This is a genomic window from Mycobacterium sp. E3251 (genome assembly GCF_001666835.1).
In the GTDB taxonomy this organism is placed as follows: domain Bacteria; phylum Actinomycetota; class Actinomycetes; order Mycobacteriales; family Mycobacteriaceae; genus Mycobacterium.
The window spans coordinates 24,914-44,263 of record NZ_LZJF01000196.1 but is presented as its reverse complement, the minus strand read 5'-3'; the positions used below and the strand labels follow the sequence as shown (position 1 = coordinate 44,263).

At 65.9% G+C, this 19,350-nt stretch carries 20 protein-coding genes; 8 read left to right on the top strand and 12 right to left on the bottom strand.

Translation table 11 applies throughout. The annotated features are described in order from the left end of the window. Positions 1-4: 4 nt before the first annotated feature. Positions 5-1,765 (bottom strand): cytochrome c oxidase subunit I, encoded by a 1,761-nt coding sequence (ctaD, locus tag A5697_RS24690; RefSeq protein WP_067945728.1) that lies wholly within the window; start codon positions 1,763-1,765, stop codon positions 5-7. Between the two features lie 202 nt (positions 1,766-1,967). On the opposite strand from ctaD, the gene A5697_RS24685 reads away from it, so the two are divergent. After that, positions 1,968-3,044 carry an iron-siderophore ABC transporter substrate-binding protein gene (locus A5697_RS24685; RefSeq protein ID WP_156673436.1) on the top strand — a complete coding sequence of 359 codons (1,077 nt, stop codon included), beginning with the start codon at positions 1,968-1,970 and terminating at the stop codon, positions 3,042-3,044. A 119-nt stretch (positions 3,045-3,163) separates the two neighbouring features. Further along, on the top strand, positions 3,164-4,204 hold the full coding sequence (locus A5697_RS24680; RefSeq protein ID WP_068012337.1) for an NAD(P)-dependent alcohol dehydrogenase: 1,041 nt from the start codon (positions 3,164-3,166) through the stop codon (positions 4,202-4,204). Here the strand turns inward: A5697_RS24680 and A5697_RS24675 are convergent. After that, positions 4,199-4,636 (bottom strand): DUF3349 domain-containing protein, encoded by a 438-nt coding sequence (locus tag A5697_RS24675; RefSeq protein ID WP_067945650.1) that lies wholly within the window; start codon positions 4,634-4,636, stop codon positions 4,199-4,201. The two genes, A5697_RS24680 and A5697_RS24675, sit on opposite strands and share 6 nt — an antisense overlap. A gap of 155 nt (positions 4,637-4,791) precedes the next feature. Between A5697_RS24675 and A5697_RS24670 the strand changes: the two genes are divergently transcribed. Further along, positions 4,792-5,361 (top strand): restriction endonuclease, encoded by a 570-nt coding sequence (locus A5697_RS24670; protein WP_231972175.1) that lies wholly within the window; start codon positions 4,792-4,794, stop codon positions 5,359-5,361. Positions 5,362-5,974: 613 nt separating this feature from the next. Here A5697_RS24670 and nrdF read toward each other — a convergent pair. Further along, entirely contained in the window at positions 5,975-6,949 is a 975-nt protein-coding gene (gene nrdF / locus A5697_RS24665) for a class 1b ribonucleoside-diphosphate reductase subunit beta (RefSeq protein ID WP_197501105.1), read from the bottom strand. 212 nt (positions 6,950-7,161) lie between these two features. Here nrdF and A5697_RS24660 point away from each other — a divergent pair, with 212 nt between their 5' ends. Both A5697_RS24660 and A5697_RS24655 read left to right on the top strand, forming a co-directional pair. Continuing rightward, entirely contained in the window at positions 7,162-7,608 is a 447-nt protein-coding gene (locus tag A5697_RS24660; RefSeq protein ID WP_067945646.1) for an SRPBCC family protein, read from the top strand. Continuing rightward, positions 7,592-8,128 (top strand): TetR/AcrR family transcriptional regulator, encoded by a 537-nt coding sequence (locus A5697_RS24655; RefSeq protein ID WP_067945644.1) that lies wholly within the window; start codon positions 7,592-7,594, stop codon positions 8,126-8,128. The genes A5697_RS24660 and A5697_RS24655 overlap by 17 nt, the downstream gene beginning before the upstream one ends. Before the next feature lies 1 nt (position 8,129). On the opposite strand, the gene A5697_RS24650 is transcribed toward A5697_RS24655, so the two are convergent. Then, complete coding sequence (locus A5697_RS24650; RefSeq protein ID WP_068012333.1) at positions 8,130-8,702, bottom strand: TetR/AcrR family transcriptional regulator; 573 nt, start codon at positions 8,700-8,702, stop codon at positions 8,130-8,132. Between the two features lie 91 nt (positions 8,703-8,793). Here A5697_RS24650 and A5697_RS24645 point away from each other — a divergent pair, with 91 nt between their 5' ends. Then, complete coding sequence (locus tag A5697_RS24645) at positions 8,794-9,726, top strand: SDR family oxidoreductase (protein ID WP_231972174.1); 933 nt, start codon at positions 8,794-8,796, stop codon at positions 9,724-9,726. Positions 9,727-9,748: 22 nt separating this feature from the next. On the opposite strand, the gene A5697_RS24640 is transcribed toward A5697_RS24645, so the two are convergent. The 7 genes from A5697_RS24640 to A5697_RS24610 form a co-directional block, all read right to left on the bottom strand. After that, the gene (locus A5697_RS24640) at positions 9,749-10,207 is read right to left on the bottom strand and encodes a universal stress protein (RefSeq protein ID WP_067945639.1); all 459 of its coding nucleotides are present in this window, start codon (positions 10,205-10,207) and stop codon (positions 9,749-9,751) included. Positions 10,208-10,291: 84 nt separating this feature from the next. Then, entirely contained in the window at positions 10,292-11,836 is a 1,545-nt protein-coding gene (locus A5697_RS24635; protein WP_067945638.1) for an NAD(P)/FAD-dependent oxidoreductase, read from the bottom strand. A 98-nt stretch (positions 11,837-11,934) separates the two neighbouring features. Next, positions 11,935-12,669, bottom strand: a complete 735-nt coding sequence (locus tag A5697_RS24630; RefSeq protein ID WP_156673432.1) for a TetR/AcrR family transcriptional regulator — start codon at positions 12,667-12,669, stop codon at positions 11,935-11,937. Positions 12,670-12,747: 78 nt separating this feature from the next. Next, positions 12,748-14,925 (bottom strand): class 1b ribonucleoside-diphosphate reductase subunit alpha, encoded by a 2,178-nt coding sequence (gene nrdE, locus A5697_RS24625; RefSeq protein WP_082953579.1) that lies wholly within the window; start codon positions 14,923-14,925, stop codon positions 12,748-12,750. After that, positions 14,895-15,401: a class Ib ribonucleoside-diphosphate reductase assembly flavoprotein NrdI gene (nrdI, locus tag A5697_RS24620; protein ID WP_231972173.1), complete on the bottom strand. Its 507-nt coding sequence runs from the start codon at positions 15,399-15,401 to the stop codon at positions 14,895-14,897. The genes nrdE and nrdI overlap by 31 nt, the downstream gene beginning before the upstream one ends. Positions 15,402-15,434: 33 nt before the next feature. Further along, positions 15,435-15,674 (bottom strand): glutaredoxin-like protein NrdH, encoded by a 240-nt coding sequence (gene nrdH / locus A5697_RS24615; protein WP_067945634.1) that lies wholly within the window; start codon positions 15,672-15,674, stop codon positions 15,435-15,437. A 520-nt stretch (positions 15,675-16,194) separates the two neighbouring features. Further along, positions 16,195-16,749 (bottom strand): NAD(P)H-dependent oxidoreductase, encoded by a 555-nt coding sequence (locus A5697_RS24610; RefSeq protein ID WP_068012330.1) that lies wholly within the window; start codon positions 16,747-16,749, stop codon positions 16,195-16,197. Between the two features lie 91 nt (positions 16,750-16,840). On the opposite strand from A5697_RS24610, the gene A5697_RS24605 reads away from it, so the two are divergent. Further along, complete coding sequence (locus A5697_RS24605) at positions 16,841-17,449, top strand: TetR/AcrR family transcriptional regulator (RefSeq protein ID WP_068012328.1); 609 nt, start codon at positions 16,841-16,843, stop codon at positions 17,447-17,449. Beyond that, positions 17,449-18,483, top strand: coding sequence for a DNA polymerase IV (locus A5697_RS24600; protein WP_068012326.1), 1,035 nt, complete (start codon positions 17,449-17,451; stop codon positions 18,481-18,483). The genes A5697_RS24605 and A5697_RS24600 overlap by 1 nt, the downstream gene beginning before the upstream one ends. Here A5697_RS24600 and A5697_RS24595 read toward each other — a convergent pair. Further along, entirely contained in the window at positions 18,418-19,341 is a 924-nt protein-coding gene (locus A5697_RS24595; RefSeq protein ID WP_068012322.1) for an SDR family oxidoreductase, read from the bottom strand. The genes A5697_RS24600 and A5697_RS24595 overlap by 66 nt on opposite strands. Positions 19,342-19,350 lie beyond the last annotated feature (9 nt).

Below are 19,350 nucleotides of genomic sequence, written 5' to 3'. Positions count from 1 at the left end.
GCCGCTACTGCTCAGGGGTCGAGCGATCGGGCTCGGTCCGTGGACCGAATCCCTTCGGCGATTCGAGAGCCGTGGCGTGGCGTCCGACGTGCGCCTCGGCGCGCAGCCGCTCCACCATGTGCGGGTAATGCAGCTCGAAAGCCGGTCGCTCGGAACGGATCCGGGGCAGTTCGGTGAAGTTGTGCCGCGGCGGCGGGCAACTGGTCGCCCACTCCAGCGAGTTGCCGTAGCCCCACGGGTCGTCGACGGTCACCACCTCGCCGTAGCGCCAGCTCTTGAACACGTTCCAGACGAACGGGAACATCGACGCGCCCAGGATGAAGGCGCCGACCGTCGAGGCGACGTTGTACGGCTGGAAGCCGTCCGAGGGCAGGTAGTCGGCGTAGCGGCGCGGCATGCCCATGTCGCCGAGCCAGTGCTGCACCAGGAAGGTGGTGTGGAAGCCGATGAAGGTCAGCCAGAAGTGCAGCTTGCCCAGCCGCTCGTCGAGCAGCCGGCCCGTCATCTTGGGGAACCAGAAGTAAACGCCGGCGAACGTGGCGAACACGATCGTGCCGAACAGCACGTAGTGGAAGTGCGCGACCACGAAGTAGGTGTCGGTGACGTGGAAGTCCAGCGGGGGGCTGGCCAGCATCACGCCGGTCAGACCACCCAGCAGGAAGGTCACCAGGAAGCCCACCGAGAACAGCATCGGGGTCTCAAAGGTGAGTTGCCCCTTCCACATCGTGCCGATCCAGTTGAAGAACTTGATCCCGGTGGGCACCGCGATCAGATACGTCATGAACGAAAAGAACGGCAGCAGAACGGCTCCGGTGGCGAACATGTGGTGCGCCCACACCGCGACGGACAACGCGGCGATCGACAGCGTCGCGTAAACCAGTGTGGTGTAACCGAAGACCGGCTTGCGGGAGAACACCGGAATGATCTCGGTGATGATCCCGAAGAACGGCAAGGCGATGATGTACACCTCGGGATGGCCGAAGAACCAAAACAGGTGTTGCCACAGCAGCACCCCGCCGTTGGCCGCGTCGTAGACGTGGGCCCCTAGATGTCGATCGGCGGCCAGCCCGAACAGCGCGGCGGTCAGGATCGGGAACGCGATCAGGATCAGGATCGACGTCACGAGGATGTTCCAGGTGAAGATCGGCATCCGGAACATCGTCATGCCGGGCGCGCGCATGCACACCACGGTGGTGATCATGTTGACCGCACCCAGGATGGTGCCCAGACCGGCGACGATCAGGCCGGTGATCCACAGGTCTCCCCCGGCGCCGGGCGAGTGGACGGCGTCGGACAGCGGCGTGTAGGCCGTCCAGCCGAAGTCGGCGGCCCCGCCCGGGACGATGAATCCGGCCGACGCGGTCAGACCGCCGAACAGGAACAGCCAGAACGAGAAGGCGTTCAGCCGCGGGAAAGCGACGTCGGGCGCGCCGATCTGCAGCGGCAGCACCAGGTTGGCGAACCCGAACACGACCGGCGTCGCGTACAGCAGCAGCATGATCGTGCCGTGCATCGTGAACAGCTGGTTGTACTGCTCATTCGACAGGAACTGCAGTCCCGGCGCGGCCAGCTCGGTGCGCATCAACAGGGCCATCAGTCCGCCGATGAAGAAGAAGACGAAGCAGGTGACCGTGTACATGATGCCGATCATCTTGTGATCGGTCGTGGTGATCAGTTTGTAGACGAGGTTCCCTTTGGGGCCGGTCCGGTCTGGGTACGGACGAACGGCCTCGAGTTCTCCCAAGGGGGGCGCTTCGGCTGTCAACAGCTTCTCCAAACAGTAGGACAGGGGCCCAAAAACAGAGCTGACATGAATCTTAACCGTCGATCATGCCGACGTCAGGGCTGGTCCTACAAACTGTCGTAAACGGCTCGGCGGTGCGGCGTGTCGGTTCGGAGTGCCGGGCTGCGAGCCGGCGGGTGTTAGCGTCTGACGCGTGCTTTTCGGCGTGACCCGACCCGCGTCCCTGCGCGCGGCCGCGGCGCTGGCGGTGGCGGTCGCCGTCGCATGCAGTGGCTGCGGATCCGGCAAGCCCGGAACGAAGGCGCCAACTCCGACGCTGGTCACCCCGACCACCCAGATCGCCGGGGCCGGCGTGCTCGGAAACGACCGCCGCCCCGACGAGTCGTGTGCACGGGATGCCGCGGCGGCCGATCCGGGGCCGAAGATGCGGCAGGCGCACAACGCCGCCGGCGTCAACCCGGACGTGGTGCAGGTGCCCGCCGAGCCTCAGCGCATCGTGGTGCTCTCCGGCGATCAGCTCGACGCCCTGTGCGCGCTCGGGCTGCACTCGCGGGTGGTCGCCGCCGCGCTGCCGGACGGATCGTCGAGCCAGCCCGCCTACCTGGGCAGCGCGGTGCACGGCGTGCCCGGCGTCGGGACCCGCAGCAACCCGGACCTGGCCGCAATCGCGGCGACCCACCCCGACCTCATCCTGGGCTCGCAGGGGCTGACGCCCAAGCTCTATCCGCAGCTGGCCGCGATCGCCCCGACGGTGTTCACCGCTGCCCCCGGTTCCGCCTGGGAAGAGAACCTGCGCGGCGTGGGCGCCGCGACGGCGCGCGGGGCCGCGATGGACGCGCTGCTCAACGGCTTTTCGCAGCGGGCCAGCGACGTCGGCGCCAGGCATGACGCGTCCCACTTTCAAGCGTCCATCGTGCAGCTGACCACCGACACGATCCGGGTCTACGGCACCAACAACTTCCCGGCCAGCGTCCTGGGCGCCGTCGGGGTGGACCGACCGGCGGCCCAACGGTTCACCGACAAGCCGTACATCGAGATCCGCGCCACCGACGACGACCTGGCCAAGAACCCGGACCTGTCCGCCGCCGACGCCGACGTCGTCTACGTGTCGTGTGCGTCACCGGCGGCCGCCCAGCGCGCCGCGACCGTGCTGGACAGCAACCCGTGGCGCAAGCTGTCCGCCAACCACGACAACCGCGTCTACGTCGTCAACGACGAGCTGTGGCAGACCGGCGAGGGCCTGGTCGCGGCCCGCGGCATCGTCGACGACCTCCGCCTGGTCAACGCCCCCATCAATTAGCGCGCGGGCGCGCGGGTATCCGCGGTCCTAAGGTGATACCGAGCGGCCTCCGGTGGCCCGGGACCATTACCTTAGCTAAACTTTTTGCAGACGCGACCACATTGAAGAGGGATATATCCATGAGCACTGTTTCGGCTTACGCCGCAACCTCGGCGACCGAACCGTTGATCAAGACCACCATCGAGCGCCGTGACCCCGGCCCGCACGACGTAGCGATCGACATCAAGTTCGCCGGGATCTGCCACTCCGACATCCACACCGTCAAGGCCGAGTGGGGCACGCCGAATTACCCGGTGGTGCCCGGCCACGAGATCGCCGGCGTCGTCTCCGCGGTCGGCTCCGAGGTCAGCAAGTACAAGGTCGGCGACCATGTCGGTGTGGGCTGCATGGTGAACTCCTGCGGCCAGTGCAGCAGTTGCAAGGCCGGTCTCGAGCAGTACTGCAAGCCGGGCGCGACCTTCACCTACAACTCCATCGACAAAGACGGCACGTCCACCCAGGGCGGCTACAGCCAGGGTGTCGTCGTCGACGAGAACTTCGTGGTGCGCATCCCCGACTCGCTGCCGCTGGACAAGGCGGCACCTCTGCTGTGCGCGGGCATCACGCTGTTCTCGCCGCTGCGCCACTGGAAGGCCGGCGAGGGCACGCGGCTCGCGATCATCGGCCTCGGTGGCCTCGGGCACATGGGCGTCAAGCTGGGCGCGGCGATGGGCGCCGAGGTGACGGTGCTGTCGCAGTCGCTGAAGAAGATGGAGGACGGCCTGCGGCTGGGCGCCAAGCACTACTACGCCACCGCCGACCCCGACACCTTCAAGAAGTTGCGCGGCAGCTTCGACCTGATCCTGAACACCGTCTCGGCGAACCTGAAACTCAACGATTACCTCAACCTGCTCGACGTCGACGGCACCCTCGTCGAGTTGGGCATTCCCGAGCACCCCATGGAGGTGGGCGCGTTCCCGCTGGCGCTGGCGCGGCGCAGCCTGTCCGGGTCGAACATCGGCGGGATCGCCGAAACCCAGGAGATGCTGGACTTCTGCGCCGAACACGACGTGACGCCCGAAATCGAGCTGATCGAACCGGGTTACATCAACGAGGCCTACGAGCGCGTCCTGGCGAGCGACGTTCGCTACCGCTTCGTCATCGACATCTCGAAGCTATGAGGCGACCTCTGACGGTTCTTCGGGCGCGCAGTCGCGGGCGATGACTTCGGCCGCCTCCGCGTGCTCGTCGTCGGGAACGACCTCGCTGACGTCGATGCCGGCCAGTGGCCATCCGGCCGCGGCCAGCGTGGCGGCCACCCGGATGATGTTTTCCTTGCCGGCGTCGAACTGCGTCATGTCGGAGATGAACTCCGCGATTTCGTCGCGGTCGATCGGGTGATCGATCGTCTCCGGAGAGCCTTCCTTCGCGGTGATGTGGCGCACCACCTCGCGGATCTGGTCTTCGGTCAGCGGTGTGCTGCGCAGCAATGCCATCAGCGGCACGCGGTCCGGGCCGGGGACGCCGTTCGGGTAGCCGACCTGCAGCCACTGGATCACTGAGCGGCAGAAATGGTGGCGGTGATCCTTCTCGGAGGATGCGGGTTTCGTCACCAGAACAGTGTCAGGGCAGGGGCATCACCGGCGCTAGCGAGCCGTCGCTCCGTGCCCACAATTCACATGCCGTTCATTGCCCGAACACGTCGGGGTCGGGCGTGGCGCTCGCGGTAAAGGTCCAGTTTGTCGTTGCCGGTCCCTACCATCGAGGCGTGCTCAAGGCGCTCGTCGTCCTCCCGCTTGCCTGCGGGCTGTTCGTCGGCGTCCTCGACCGCAGCCCCGGGATGGGGCTGGTGGCGTTCTATGTCATGCTGCTGCTCGAGGTGCTGGTCGGCTGGTCAACCAACCGTCAGTGGCCGCGCGGCGGGCGGGCCCGATTCGCGGCGGTCGACGCGATGGACGGGGTCGAGTTCGAGGGCTATGTGGCCGCCCGCCTGCGCCGCGCGGGCTGGCGGGTGACGTTCACGCCGCCGGTCGGCGACTACGGCGTCGACCTGATCGCGGAAAAGGACGGCCACTCGGTGGCGGTCCAGTGCAAGCGCTACGGCAAAGCGGTGGGCGTCGCCGCCGTCCAGCAGGTCGTCTCCGGCGCCCGCCACCATGGCTGCACCAGGAGCATCGTGGTAAGCAATCAGGAATTCACAAGGGCCGCAAAGCAATTGGCGCACACCCACGGCTGCCAGTTGATCGGCCGCAAAGTATTGCAGGCGTGGGTGCCGCCGTCCGCGTGGAGCGCGAAGAATCCTGCGGGAAGAAAATCGGCCCAGCCGGTGTCTGAATAGACGATCGGGCCGGCCCCAGTCCCTCCCCCCCGACGTGTGCGGCCGGCCCGATTCTCAATCGAAGAGCACGTTCAGGCGACGAGCCTTTGCCTGAAGCCCGTAGGCGCAGGTCGCCAGGCGGCGCCCAAAGCGATTCGACTGTTTAAGACCCGAGGTCAAGGTCAATCTCTAGATCCTGCAGGTTTCCTGATGGGAGGTCCTTACATGAGCATGCTTGTTCGCCGCGCGGCGGGCGTCGTCATGATGGCTCTAGCGCCCATGACGTACGTGACAGCGGTGTCTCCGGGGATGAGCTCGGCTCAACCCCCGGATTGCGGCCCCGGCAACTGGTGGAACCCAGGAGCCAACGCCTGCCAACCTCTAGGGACCCCACCGCCAGATTGCGGCCCCGGCAACTGGTGGAACCCGGGAGCCAACGCCTGCCAACCGCTGGGGACCCCACCGCCAGATTGCGGCCCCGGCAACTGGTGGAACCCGGGAGCCAACGCCTGCCAACCGGTAGGGACGCCGCCGCCTCCCGATTGCGGTGCCGGCAACTGGTGGGACCCGGGGGCCAACACGTGCCGACCCGTCGTGCCGCCCCCGCCTGGCTAAAGCCGAAGGAGCGCCGGATTTAGAAGTCCCAGTCCTCGTCCTCGGTGACGACGGCCTTGCCGATCACGTACGACGAGCCCGAGCCGGAGAAGAAGTCGTGGTTCTCGTCGGCGTTGGGGGATAGCGCCGACAGGATCGCCGGGTTGACGTCGGTCTCGTCCCGCGGGAACAGCGCCTCGTAACCGAGGTTCATCAGCGCCTTGTTGGCGTTGTAGCGCAGGAACTTCTTGACGTCCTCGGTCAGCCCGACCTCGTCGTAGAGGTCCTGGGTGTACTCCACCTCGTTGTCGTAGAGCTCGAACAGCAGCTCGTAGGTGTAGTCCTTGAGCTCGGCGCGCTTGGCCTCGTCGACCAGCGCCAGCCCACGCTGGTACTTGTAGCCGATGTAATACCCGTGCACGGCCTCGTCGCGGATGATCAGGCGGATCATGTCGGCGGTGTTGGTCAGCTTGGCCCGGCTCGACCAGTACATCGGCAGGTAGAAGCCGGAGTAGAAGAGGAAGCTTTCCAGCAGCGTGGAGGCCACCTTGCGCTTCAGCGGCTCGTCGCCCTTGTAGTACTGCATGACGATCTCGGCCTTGCGCTGCAGGTTGGGGTTCTCCTCCGACCAGCGGAAGGCGTCGTCGATCTCGGCGGTCGAGCACAGCGTGGAGAAGATGTTGCTGTAGCTGCGCGCATGCACCGACTCCATGAACGCGATGTTGGTGTAGACGGCTTCCTCGTGCGGCGTCAGCGCGTCCGGGATGAGGCTGACCGCGCCGACCGTGCCCTGGATCGTGTCCAGCAGGGTCAGCCCGGTGAACACCCGCATCGTCAGCTGTTTCTCCCCGGCGGTCAGCGTCGCCCAGGACGGGAGGTCGTTGGACACCGGCACCTTCTCGGGCAGCCAGAAGTTTCCGGTCAGCCGGTCCCAGACCTCGGCGTCCTTCTCGTCCTGCAGCCGGTTCCAGTTGATCGCCGAAACGCGGTCAATCAGCTTCATGTTTTCGGTCACCAGAACCCCACTTCACCCGCCGTTTTGCCTGAGGGACGTCAGGCTCCAAACACTACCCCTGGGGTACGACAACGGAGCGGAACACAAGAACTTGTGTTTGCGTGTCGCGGACCCACCCCCGCATTCAATTGCGCTACCTCCCAGTATTGCGCGGCCGCCGCGGCTCTTCGGCCCCCTACCCAGCAGCGCCCACCCGATGTACCATTTGGTACATGTTTACCGAAGACAGTGTCGAGATCGATGCGTCGCCGCAGCTGGTGTGGAATGTCTTCAGCGAGGTGGAGCGCTGGCCCGAGTGGACCGCGTCGGTGACGTCGCTGGTGGGACGGGACGGCCCCGCGCTCGCGGTCGGCAAGCGGTTCACCATCAAGCAGCCCGGCATGTCGAAGCTGGTCTGGAAGGTCACCGAGATCGACCCGGGCTCGTCCTGGACCTGGGTGCAACGCTCCCCGGGCGTGCGGGTGAGCGCTCGGCACGACGTGATCCCGCAACCGGGCGGCCGCACTCTGGTGCGCCAGCAACTGGATCAGCGCGGTCTGCTCGGAGCGCTGGTCGGACGGCTGATGCTCAACAAGACCAAGCGATTTTTGGAACTCGAGGCGCAAGGACTCAAGGCCCGGTCTGAGCAACTCAGCCGTGCCGATGGCGCGCACTCCTGACTCCGAAAGGCGCCGGCAGCTCCTCGACGCGCTCGTCACCGAGTTCGCGGCGGGCGGCGTCGGCGACCGATCGCTGCGCGACGTTGCCGCCGCGGTGGGCACCAGCCATCGAATGCTGTTGCATCACTTCGGGTCTCGAGAGGATTTGTTGCTGGCCGTCGTCGAGGAGGTGGAGCACCGCCAGATGGGCGTGCTGGCCACCCTGCCAACGACACCGGCTGAGGGTTTCGCCGCCATGTGGGCCGACGTCCGCCGTCCCGAGCTGCGCCAGGCCGAACGCCTCTTCTTCGAGTGCTACGCCCGCGCCGCCCAGGGCGAAAAGCCTTTCGCCCGAATGGTTCCCGGTGCGGTCGATGGGTGGCTCGCCGAGATCGGGGCGCTGGACGTCGATTCGGACCCCGCGCTGGCCCGCCTCGGGTTGGCCGTCATCCGCGGCCTGCTGCTGGATCTGGTCGCCACCAACGACGACGCCGGCGTCCACGCCGCCGCGCAGGCTTTTGCCGACCTGCTGAGCGGCTGAACTATTTGGATTTCGGTAACACCGAGATCAGTGTGTCTACAAGCTCTTCGGCGTTGGTGTGCCACTTGTCTAAATCCATGTGGCCGCTCAAGTCCAAACCCGTGATCCCGTGGGCACTGGTCAACAGCAGCGCCCCATAGCGCCGCGCCTGCTCAGGACCCGTGATACGACCAACGATGTCGAGAAACAGATCCTGCGCCCGTTCGGCCACCCGCATCGCTTCGGTCGGATCCCCCGGCGGCGGGGTGAACATCAGCCGGTACAAGTGCGGTCGCATGCGGCCCAGCTCGATCAGCGCAAGCAGACCTGAGCGCAAGGACTCTTCGGGCGGATCGTCGCTATCGACCAAAGCCTGTAGCAAGTCGCCCAATTCGCTCAATGCGTTGGTGGCCAGTACTGCGAGCAGCGATTCCTTATCGGCGAAGTGGCGATACGCCGCCGAGCGGGAAACCCCGGCCCGCGCGCCCACCTCCCGCAGCGTGACGGCTTCGACGCCGCCGAGGTCGAGCAATGCCCCGGCGGCCTCGAGCAACGAGCGGCGTGTTGCCGCGGCCGTCTCCGCTCGTGTCGCCACCCGCCGAGCATAAGCCGGATTTTCAGTTGACACCGTCAACTCAACCAGATAGGTTCAGTTGACAACGTCAACTCAAAGGCTCGGATGCCGAATGGAGACCGTCATGACTTCCCCGCATTCCACCGACCGTCATCAGCTGATCGTCGTGACCGGCGCCTCGACTGGCATGGGCGCTGCTACCGCAAAGTTATTGGCCCGCAATGGTTTTCACGTACTCGCCGGTGTACGCCGCGATGTCGACGCCGACGCGCTGCGGGCCGAGCGCATCGAGCCGCACATCCTGGACATCACCGTCGAGTCGGACGTGGCCGCAATCGCCGAGCGCGTTGCGAATGACCCTCTGCGTCGCCCCCTTCGCGCGCTGATCAACAACGCCGGAATCGCGATCAACGCGCCGGTGGAGACGCTGCCGATGGCTCAGTGGCGCAAGCAGTTTGAGGTCAACCTGTTCGGACACATCGCGATGACTCAGGCGCTGCTGCCGGCCCTGTTACGCAGCAAAGGCACTGTCGTGAACATAAGTTCCGTCGGCGGGAAGGTCGTCTTGCCGACCTATGGCGCATATGCCGGTTCGAAGTTCGCGCTAGAGGCGGTCAGCGACGCCCTGCGCCGGGAGGTCGGCGATCTCGGGATCAAGGTCGTCGTCGTCGAACCCGGCGCGGTCAAAACCGAAATGGCCGAGCGGGGAATCGCCACCGCGGAGGCACTGATGACAAACACGACCCCTGCCCAGCTCGCACGCTACGACGCGCTCGCAGCAGCCGTCACGGCCCAGGCCCGATCGTTCGGCAGGGACGGCGTCTCGGCCGAACACGCCGCCAAAGTGATCGTCAAGGCCGCGACCGCATCTCGCCCACGCACCCGCTACACCATCGGACGCGACGCCGCGATCCTAGTGCGCATCAGCCGGCTCGTCTCCGACCGGGTCCTGGATTTCATTGTGCGCATAAACCTTCGGTCCTTCGCAAAAGGCTCGGAGTCAAGCGAATGGCACAGCGCCCCAACCGCTTCGGCCGACGCCTAGGCGGCGGCCGCGGGTTCGCCCATCAGCCGGACGTGTGGACGATCAGAACGTCGGTCTTGGCCCTGCGGGAGACTTCGGATGGGACTGATCCCAGCAGCCGCCCCGCGACACTGCTGAGCCCCACGTTGCCGACGACCAGCAGGTCGGCATTGACCTCCTCGGCGAGCTGCACCAGCGCGTTGATGGGGGGACCCACGATCGCCCTCTCCTCCACGTTCTTGGCCCCGGCCTGGTGCGCCCGCTCCCTGGCGTTCTGCAGGATCGCATAGAAGGGGGCCTGGCCCAGCGTCCGGTAGTCCTGGCCGTGGTCGCTGCCCGGCGGGATGGCATAGCGGCCGCGCTCCTCGCGGACTGGGAGATGCGCCGTAGCGACGATCAATGTCGCGCCGTGATCCGCCGCCGTCGCGGCGGCACGCTCCACCGCTCGGAGCGAGGAGTCCGAGCCATCGGTGCCGACCACGACGACCTGATAGGCGCACATGTCCTATCGAGTCTAGGAGCTCTCACATCGCGAATGAAGACAAAATTGGCGATTAGTCCCAGCCGGTCGCGCCACAACCGCGGCTCAGCCCTGCGCGGCCGCCGCCGAGCGCCTAGAGCGTGAGCCGTTGCCGAAGAACTCGTACTCCTCCGGCTTGATCTTCCGGGTGTCCCGCCAGTACTCCCAGGTGTAGCCGCCCCACAGCACCGTGTTCTTGCCGTGCTCGTCGAGATACCAGCTGGCGCAACCACCGCTGTTCCACACCGAATGCCCCAGCCTGCGCTGCAACTGGTCGTTGAAGGCGTCCTGCGCGGCGCGCGTCGGCGCCAGCGCCTGCACGTCCAGCTTGTCGCAGGTCTTGATCGCGCTGGCGACATAGCGAATCTGGGACTCGATCATGAACACCACGGAGTTGTGCCCCAGGCCGGTGTTCGGTCCCAGCAGGAAGAACAGGTTGGGCATGTCGGCGACGGTGATGCCGTGGTGGGCGGCGATGCCCTCCCGGTTCCACCGGTCCACCAGGTCCTCACCGTTGTGGCCCTTGATCTGGACGTAGGTGTAGGAGTCGGTGACGTGGAATCCGGTGCCGTAGACGATCACGTCGACTCCGCGCTCTTTGCCGTCGGCGGTGACGATCCCGTTGGGCGTGATCCGCGCGATGTGGTCGGTGATCAGTTCGGTCTTCGGGTCCGCGACCGCACGGTAATAGGTGGAGGAGTTGAGGATTCGCTTGCAGCCGATGCGATAGTGCGGGGTCAGCTTACGACGCAGTTCGCGATCCTTGACCGACCGGCGGATGTTGTATTTCACGTAGGCCTCGATGAACTTCAGCGCGTTGGGGCGCTTGGTCATCCCGATGGCCAGCGCCTCCTGCCCCCAGTAGATCGCGAGACGCGTCAGCGCCCGCAGGCCCGGGACGTTCGCCATGGCCCGGCGCAGCGCCACGGGGATCTCGGGGTTGGAGCGCGGCACCACCCACGGCGGAGTGCGTTGGTAGAGCTGAAGTTCGGCGACCTGCCCGACGATCTCCGGCACGATCTGGATCGCGCTGGCGCCGGTTCCGACCATCGCCACCCGCTTGCCGGTCAGATCGACGCTGTGGTCCCATTCCGCGGAATGGAAAGCGGGACCGTGGAATTCGTCACGACCCTCGATGTCGGGCAGGGACGGGATGTGCAGCGCGCCCGCGCCGGAGATCAGGAATTGCCCGACGAATTCGCGGCCGTCTTCGGTGAAGACGTGCCAGCGCTGCTCGTCGTCGTCCCAGTGGGCCCGGTCGACGTGCGAGTTGAACTCGATGTAGCGACGCAGGCCATATTTCTCGGTGACGCCCTTGAGGTAGTCCCAGATCTCGGGCTGATAGGAGAAGGGGTTCTTCCAGTCGGGCTTGGGCTCGAATGAGAACGAATACAGGTGCGACGGGATGTCGCAGGCGCAGCCCGGGTAGCTGTTGTCGCGCCAGGTGCCGCCGACATCGTTGAACTTCTCCAGGATGACGAAGTCCACGCCCTGCTGCTGAAGCTTGATCGCCATGCCCAGGCCGGAGAACCCGGTCCCGATGATGATGGCGCGCGCGTGCACGGGCTGGTGTGCGGATGTCGGTTCGGCGTGTGTCACAACGTCGGTCACGGTGGATCGATCTTTCTGTTAGAAATACCCAGTACCCAGGGTATCGAATGGCATGAGTGTTGACGATCGCCGGAACGATGTCAACGTGCCAAAGGTCCTCAGCTCGCCGCGGGATTGCTGGGCACCACGCTGTGAACCGGCTGGTCGGGGTCCAGCGTGATGCCGAGCACCTCGGCCGTGCCGACGATGACCCCCACCATGATGGTTGTCAGGTGGGCGACGAACTGGTCGTGCGGCATGCGGCGCGGGCTTTGCGGGTCCGGCCCCAGCCACCACTCGGTGGCCGACGCGGCCGACCCGAAGGCCGCATGCGCGGCCAGCTCGAACGCGGCATGGTCGAGTTCCATCTCACGCAGCTCGTTGTCGAACAGGTCGGCCATTGCCAACGTGATCCCCCGGCCCTCGTTGAGGATCTGGGGGCTGGCCGCCGAGCGACCCTGGATGAAGACGCGCAGTACGTTGGGGTGCTGGTCGACGAGGCCGACGTACTCGTCGACGGCGCGCCGGATCACTTCGCGCGCCGAGTCGGTCTTCAGGTCGACGGCCGGGAAGATCGCCGCCCAGAGCATGTCGCGCAGCCGTTCCCCGATGGCCTGGAACAGGTCGGACTTGTCGTGGAAATGCCGGTAGATCTTCGGCTTGGCGGTGCCGGCCTCCTCGGCGATCTCCCGCACGCTCAGCTCGGGCCCTAGGCGGTCGATGGCGCGAAACGCCGCATCCACGATCTCGCCGCGCACCTTCTTGCGGTGTTCGCGCCACCGCTCGCTGCGCGCGTCGACCTTGGCCCCCGGCGGCTTGACGCTGGGGTGGGGTGGTCGCGGAATTCTCACCACGTCAAGCACCATACCCCTCTGGGGCCGCAGTGAGCCGCTGACCTGGGCAGACTGCGCGCCAGGCGCCGGCCGCGGCGGTCAGAGCATGCAGGACACGCAGCCCTCGACCTCGGTGCCCTCTAGGGCCATCTGCCGCAGCCGGATGTAGTAGAGCGTCTTGATGCCCTTGCGCCAGGCGTAGATCTGCGCCTTGTTCACGTCGCGGGTGGTGGCGGTGTCCTTGAAGAACAGCGTCAGGCTCAACCCCTGGTCCACGTGCTGGGTGGCCGCGGCGTAGGTGTCGATGACCTTCTCGTATCCGATCTCGTAGGCGTCCTGGAAGTACTCCAGGTTGTCGTTGGTCATGTAGGGCGCCGGGTAGTAGACGCGGCCGATCTTGCCTTCCTTGCGGATCTCGACCTTGCTGGCGATCGGGTGGATCGAGCTGGTGGAGTGGTTGATGTAGGAGATCGACCCCGTCGGCGGGACGGCTTGCAGGTTCTGGTTGTAGATGCCGTACTCCTGCACCGACTCCTTCAGCCGCTTCCAGTCGTCCTGGGTCGGGATCCGGATGTCCGCGTCGGCGAAGAGCTGACGCACCTTCTCCGTCTGCGGCTCCCACACCTGCTCGGTGTACTTGTCGAAGAACTCCCCCGACTTGTACTTCGAGCGCTCGAAACCGCCGAACGCCGTGCCGCGTTCGATGGCGATGCGGTTCGACGCCCGCAGCGCGTGGTAGAGCACCGTATAGAAGTAGATGTTGGTGAAGTCGATGCCTTCCTCGGAGCCGTAGAAGATGCGCTCCCGGGCGAGGTAGCCGTGCAGGTTCATCTGTCCCAGCCCGATCGCGTGGGATTCGTTGTTGCCCTGCTCGATCGAGGGCACCGACGTGATGTGCGTCTGGTCGCTCACCGCGGTCAGCGCGCGGATCGCCACCTCGATCGTCTGAGCGAAGTCGGGTGAGTCCATCGCCTTGGCGATGTTCAGCGACCCGAGGTTGCACGAAATGTCCTTGCCCACTTTGGAATACGACAGGTCGTCGTTGAACTCCGACGGGGTGGACACCTGCAGGATCTCCGAGCACAGGTTCGAGTGCGTGATCTTGCCCTCGATTGGATTGGCCCGGTTCACCGTGTCCTCGAACATGATGTAGGGGTAGCCCGACTCGAACTGCAGCTCGGCCAGCGTCTGGAAGAACTCCCGCGCCTTGATCTTCGTCTTGCGGATGCGCGCGTCGTCGACCATCTCGTAGTACTTCTCGGTCACCGAGATGTCGGCGAACGGCACCCCGTAGACCCGCTCGACGTCGTACGGCGAGAACAGGTACATGTCCTCGTTCTTCTTGGCCAGCTCGAAGGTGATGTCGGGAATCACCACGCCCAGGCTCAGCGTCTTGATCCGGATCTTCTCGTCGGCGTTCTCGCGCTTGGTGTCCAGGAAGCGGTAGATGTCGGGGTGATGCGCGTGCAGGTACACCGCGCCGGCCCCTTGGCGCGCGCCCAGCTGGTTGGCGTAGGAGAACGAGTCCTCGAGCAGCTTCATGATCGGGATGACACCCGAGGACTGGTTCTCGATGTTCTTGATCGGCGCGCCGTGCTCACGAATGTTGGTCAGCAGCAACGCAACCCCGCCGCCGCGCTTGGACAGCTGCAGCGCGGAGTTGATCGATCGCCCGATCGACTCCATGTTGTCCTCGATGCGCAGCAGGAAGCAGCTCACCGGCTCGCCGCGCTGCTTCTTGCCCGAGTTCAGGAACGTCGGGGTGGCCGGCTGGAACCGGCCGTCGATGATCTCGTCCACCAGCTTCTCGGCCAGGGCGGTGTCACCGGCCGCAAGGGTGAGCGAGACCATGACGACGCGGTCCTCGAAGCGCTCCAGGTAGCGCTTACCGTCGAAGGTCTTCAGCGTGTAAGAGGTGTAGTACTTGAACGCGCCGAGGAACGTCGGGAACCGGAACTTCTTGGCGTAGGCGCGGTCCAGCAGCTCCTTGACGAAGTTGCGCGAGTACTGGTCGAGAACCTCGCGCTCGTAATAGTTTTCGCGAATCAGGTAGTCGAGCTTCTCGTCCTGATTGTGGAAGAAGACCGTGTTCTGGTTGACGTGCTGCAGGAAGTACTCGCGAGCCGCCAGCACGTCCTTGTCGAACTGAATCCTGCCGTCGGCGTCGTACAGGTTCAGCATCGCGTTGAGCGCGTGGTAGTCAGGTCCCGCCTGGCCCCCAAAAGAATTGGTGTGCGCGCCGGACGTTACAGGCTCTGCAGTGACGGTTGGTGGCACGTCTGTTCCTTCCAGAAGTCGGCAAGACCCGCGCGGACGGCTTCCACGTCGTCCGGGGTCCCCATCAGTTCGAAGCGGTAAAGGTAGGGAACGCCGCATTTGCGTGAGATCACGTTGCCCGCATAGGCAAACTCGGCGCCGAAGTTGTTGTTGCCCGCGGCGATGACGCCGCGGATCAACGACCGGTTGTGCTCGTTGTTCAGGAATGCGATGACCTGCTTGGGGACATAGCCACCGGCGTTGAGGTCCGGGGTGGCCCGTCCGCCGCCGTACGTGGGCAGTATCAGCACGTACGGCTCGTCGACCTCGATGCGGCCGTGCAGCGGTATCCGCGTGGCGGGAACACCCAGCTTCTCCACGAAGCGGTGGGTGTTCTCCGACACCGAGGAGAAATAGACCAGTGGCGATCGCGAGCGCGGCGGAGCCGGGCGAAGCGGGTCGCCACTAAAGCCTAGGTTGCGCTGCGTGCTATCCATGGCACCGCAACCTCCTTCTTACCTAACGTCCGTCTACGCGCTGAGCGCCGATTCCGCGATGGCCTTGATGCGGTCCGGCCGGAAGCCCGACCAGTGGTCGTTTCCGGCCACCACCACGGGTGCCTGCAGGTACCCCAGCGCCATCACGTAGTCGCGCGCCTCATTGTCCAGCGTGATGTCGACCTTCTCGTAGCCGATGCCCTGCTTGTCCAGGGCCTTGAACGTGGCGCTGCACTGCACGCATGCCGGCTTGGTGTACACGGTGATGGTCATAGAAGCCGCTCCTTTGCGGAAGGTGGGACTTGTTACGGTCTGGCAACTACTCGGGTACTGCGACGAACTCTGTCCTCGCTGTGTTACAGCGGCCCGTCAAGTCCTCCGATTCCCGTCCTGCGGCCGTCGGGGTCGAATGACCTATCGAGCCGATTTCGGGTGGTGAACCAGGCCCCGGTCGGGCTGGTGAACCTGGGATCTGCCGGTGCTCGAAACACTACACCTAGTGGCTGACAAGATATCGAGATACAAGATGTTCGGAATAACATTTCTGAAATTCGCTGGTCGAAAGCCTTCTGGACGACACGCGCCCGGCGTGTCGCAGGTCACATTCTTCGTCGAAGCCATCCATGCGAACGGGTATATCACCGGCCACCGACAACTCTCCGCCACCGCTGGCCCGGTCGCCCATCCCGGCCCGCCGCCAGCAAAGCCGCCAGCCCTCGGGCTGGCGGCTTCTGCTATCCGGCGACAATAACCTCGCTGGTCGCCCCGCGACCGGCTTGTTGACTTCCGCCAATCAGCCGACTTCTGCGACCAGCTTCCCCACGACATCGCGTACGTTCCCCGAGAGCTCGGCGTGCTCGGCGGGCGCCTTGCCCTCCAACGTTTTGAACGGCACCGAGAGCTTGATCGACTCGACCACGCGGGCACCGGCAATTCCGAACGACTTGCGGGTTTCGTCGTGCGCCCAGACCCCGCCGTACTGGCCGAAGGAACCCCCGATGACCGCCAGCGGCTTGCCCTTCAGCGCCCCGTTGCCGAACGGGCGGGACAGCCAGTCGATCGCGTTCTTGATGACGGCCGGGATGCTGCCGTTGTATTCCGGGGTCACCACCAGGGCGGCGTCGGCCTCGGCCGCCGCGGTGCGCAGCGCGGTCACCGGAGCCAACGGCGGGGCATCGGAAGTCATCGCGTGGTCGATCTCCTCGTTGTAGAACGGCAACTCCCCGAGCCCTTCGAAGATCGTGACGGTGACGTCGCCCGGCGCGACGGCGCCCGCCAGCTCGGCGATCTGTCGGTTCACTGAGGCCGCGCGCAGGCTTCCCACCAACGCCAAGATTTTGGTTGCCACTGTTGCAGTTCCCTTCAGTTGTTGGTCTCCATCCTCGCCTGCCCCAACCGGACTATGGTCCGGTTTATTCCGCCGACGCTACAGTGCAGTCATGAGCGAGCGGCTGGACTCGTTGCCCGTGTGGGCCCCGGAGGTGCTGCACCAGGAGCGGGGCGACGCGGCGCGCAACCGGGCACTCCTACTCCAGGCTGCCCGAAACCTGATCGCAGAGCGCGGCGCCGACGCGGTCACCATGGACGACATCGCCGCCGCCGCCGGCGTCGGCAAAGGTACGGTGTTCCGGCGCTTCGGTAGCCGTGCCGGCTTGATGATGGTGCTGCTCGACGAGGACGAGCGAGCCAGCCAGCAGGCTTTCCTATTCGGCCCGCCCCCGCTGGGACCCGACGCTCCGCCGATCGATCGACTGGTGGCGTTCGGCCGGGAGCGGATTTGCTTCGCCCATGCCCATCACGAACTGCTCTCGGAAGCCCACCGCGATCCGCAGACCCGCTACAGCGCGCCCGTCCTGGTGCACCACACCCACGTCCGGGTGTTGCTCCGGGCGGCTCATACCACCGGCGATCTCGACGCCCAGGCCGACGCCCTGCTCGCTCTGCTCAACGTGAACTACGTCGAGCATCAGCTCAACGACCGCGGCCATACCCTCCAGACCCTGGGCGATGCCTGGGAAAGCGTGGCGCGCAAGCTTTGCGGCCGCTGATGAGCCCGGCCTGGGTCCTGCACGTCGACCTCGATCAGTTTCTGGCGTCGGTGGAATTACGCCGCCACCCCGAACTGGCCGGGCAGCCGGTCATCGTCGGCGGCAACGGCGACCCGTCCGAACCCCGCAAGGTCGTCACCTGCGCCTCCTACGAGGCCCGCGAGTTCGGCGTGCACGCCGGCATGCCGTTGCGGGCCGCCGCGCGCCGCTGCCCCGATGCGACGTTTCTGCCCTCGGATGCCGCCGCGTACGACGCGGCATCCGAACAGGTGATGGGGCTGTTGCGCGATTTGGGACACCCGGTCGAAGTGTGGGGTTGGGACGAGGCGTATGTCGGCGTCGCGGCGGCCGATCCGGCCGCCGTGGCCGAAGAGATTCGCACGGTCATCTCGTCGGAAACCGGGCTGTCCTGTTCGATCGGAATCAGCGACAACAAGCAGCGGGCCAAGATCGCGACCGGATTCGCCAAGCCAGCGGGCATCTTCACGCTCACCGACGGGAACTGGATGACCCTGATGGCGGACCGCCCGGTCGAGGCGCTGTGGGGCGTTGGCCCCAAGACGGCGAAAAAGCTTGCCACACTGGGGATCACAACGGTGTGGCAGCTCGCGCACAGTGATGCCGAGTTGCTGACTTCGGTGTTCGGCCCGCGCACCGGCCTGTGGTTGCTGCTGCTGGCCAAGGGCGGCGGTGACGCGCAAGTCAGCGCCGAGCCGTGGATTCCGCGCTCGCGCAGCCACGTCGTCACCTTCCCGCGCGACCTCACCGATCGCGCCGAAATGGATTCGGCGATAACACAACTGGCCGAACAGGCGTTGGCGGACGTGCTGGCGTCGGGCCGGATCGTGACGCGGGTGGCGGTTACCGTGCGAACCGCGACGTTCTATACCCGCACCAAAATCCGCAAGCTGGAGGCGCCCACCACCGATCGCGACACCATCGTCGCCGCGGCGCTGCGCGTCCTGGACCTATTCGAGCTCGACCGTCCGGTCCGGCTGCTCGGGGTGCGCCTCGAACTGGCCATGCCGGACTAGCGGCGCCGGGGCCGGCCGCAGGGCACGGGTGAAGATGACGTTGACCTGGCGCATCGCCACGCTGTAGGGCCACCAGGCCAGCCGCTTGAAGGCGTACAGCGCCCGGATGTCCGGCGAGGTGTAGATCAGGTAGCGGTTCTTGGCCACCCCGGCCAGGATCTTCTCGGCCGCCTTCTCCGGCGAGACGGCGTGGCCGCTGAAGCGGTTCACCCACCGCGCGACCTTGGGGTCGTCGCGGTCCACCCCGGCGATCTCGACGGTTTGCACCAGGGGGGTGTTCACCGCGCCCGGCACCACGACCGACACCCCGATGCGGTGGCGGGCCAGGTCGAAACGCAGCACCTCCGACAGCCCACGCAGGCCGTACTTGCTGGCGCTGTAGGCGGCATGCCACGGGAGCGCGACCAACCCGGCCGCCGACGAAACGTTGATCAGGTGCCCGCCGTTGCGGGCGGCCACCATCGGCGGCACGAACGATTCGATGACGTGGATCGGACCCATCAGGTTGATCGCGATCATCTTGCTCCACTGGTCGTGCGTCAACCGGTCGACGGTGCCCCAGGCGGACACGCCGGCGATATTGAGCACGACGTCCATGCTCGGATGGTCGCGATGGATGTCGGCGGCGAACGCCGCCACCTGGTCGTAGTCGGCGATGTCGAGGGCCCGCTGTGCGGGTACCTGAGCGCCCAGCGCGCGGGCGTCGGCCACGGTGAGCTCGAGGCCTTTCCGGTCACGGTCGGTCAGATAGAGTTCGGCGCCTTGCGCGGCCAGCCGCAGCGCGGTGGCACGGCCGATGCCGCTGGCCGCGCCGGTGACCAGACACCGCTTGCCTGCGTAATACCCCTGCTGCCCCATTGCCGTGAC

Excerpts from the sequence above, each read along its gene's own strand:
- A5697_RS24605 (WP_068012328.1), top strand. The coding sequence starts at position 16,841 with ATGAGCGAGCGGCTGGACTCGTTGCCCGTGTGGGCCCCGGAGGTGCTG.
- nrdH (WP_067945634.1), bottom strand. The coding sequence starts at position 15,674 with ATGACCATCACCGTGTACACCAAGCCGGCATGCGTGCAGTGCAGCGCC.
- A5697_RS24595 (WP_068012322.1), bottom strand. The coding sequence starts at position 19,341 with ATGGGGCAGCAGGGGTATTACGCAGGCAAGCGGTGTCTGGTCACCGGC.
- A5697_RS24660 (WP_067945646.1), top strand. The coding sequence starts at position 7,162 with ATGTTTACCGAAGACAGTGTCGAGATCGATGCGTCGCCGCAGCTGGTG.
- A5697_RS24680 (WP_068012337.1), top strand. The coding sequence starts at position 3,164 with ATGAGCACTGTTTCGGCTTACGCCGCAACCTCGGCGACCGAACCGTTG.
- A5697_RS24645 (WP_231972174.1), top strand. The coding sequence starts at position 8,794 with ATGGAGACCGTCATGACTTCCCCGCATTCCACCGACCGTCATCAGCTG.
- A5697_RS24655 (WP_067945644.1), top strand. The coding sequence starts at position 7,592 with ATGGCGCGCACTCCTGACTCCGAAAGGCGCCGGCAGCTCCTCGACGCG.
- nrdI (WP_231972173.1), bottom strand. The coding sequence starts at position 15,401 with ATGGATAGCACGCAGCGCAACCTAGGCTTTAGTGGCGACCCGCTTCGC.
- A5697_RS24600 (WP_068012326.1), top strand. The coding sequence starts at position 17,449 with ATGAGCCCGGCCTGGGTCCTGCACGTCGACCTCGATCAGTTTCTGGCG.
- A5697_RS24640 (WP_067945639.1), bottom strand. The coding sequence starts at position 10,207 with ATGTGCGCCTATCAGGTCGTCGTGGTCGGCACCGATGGCTCGGACTCC.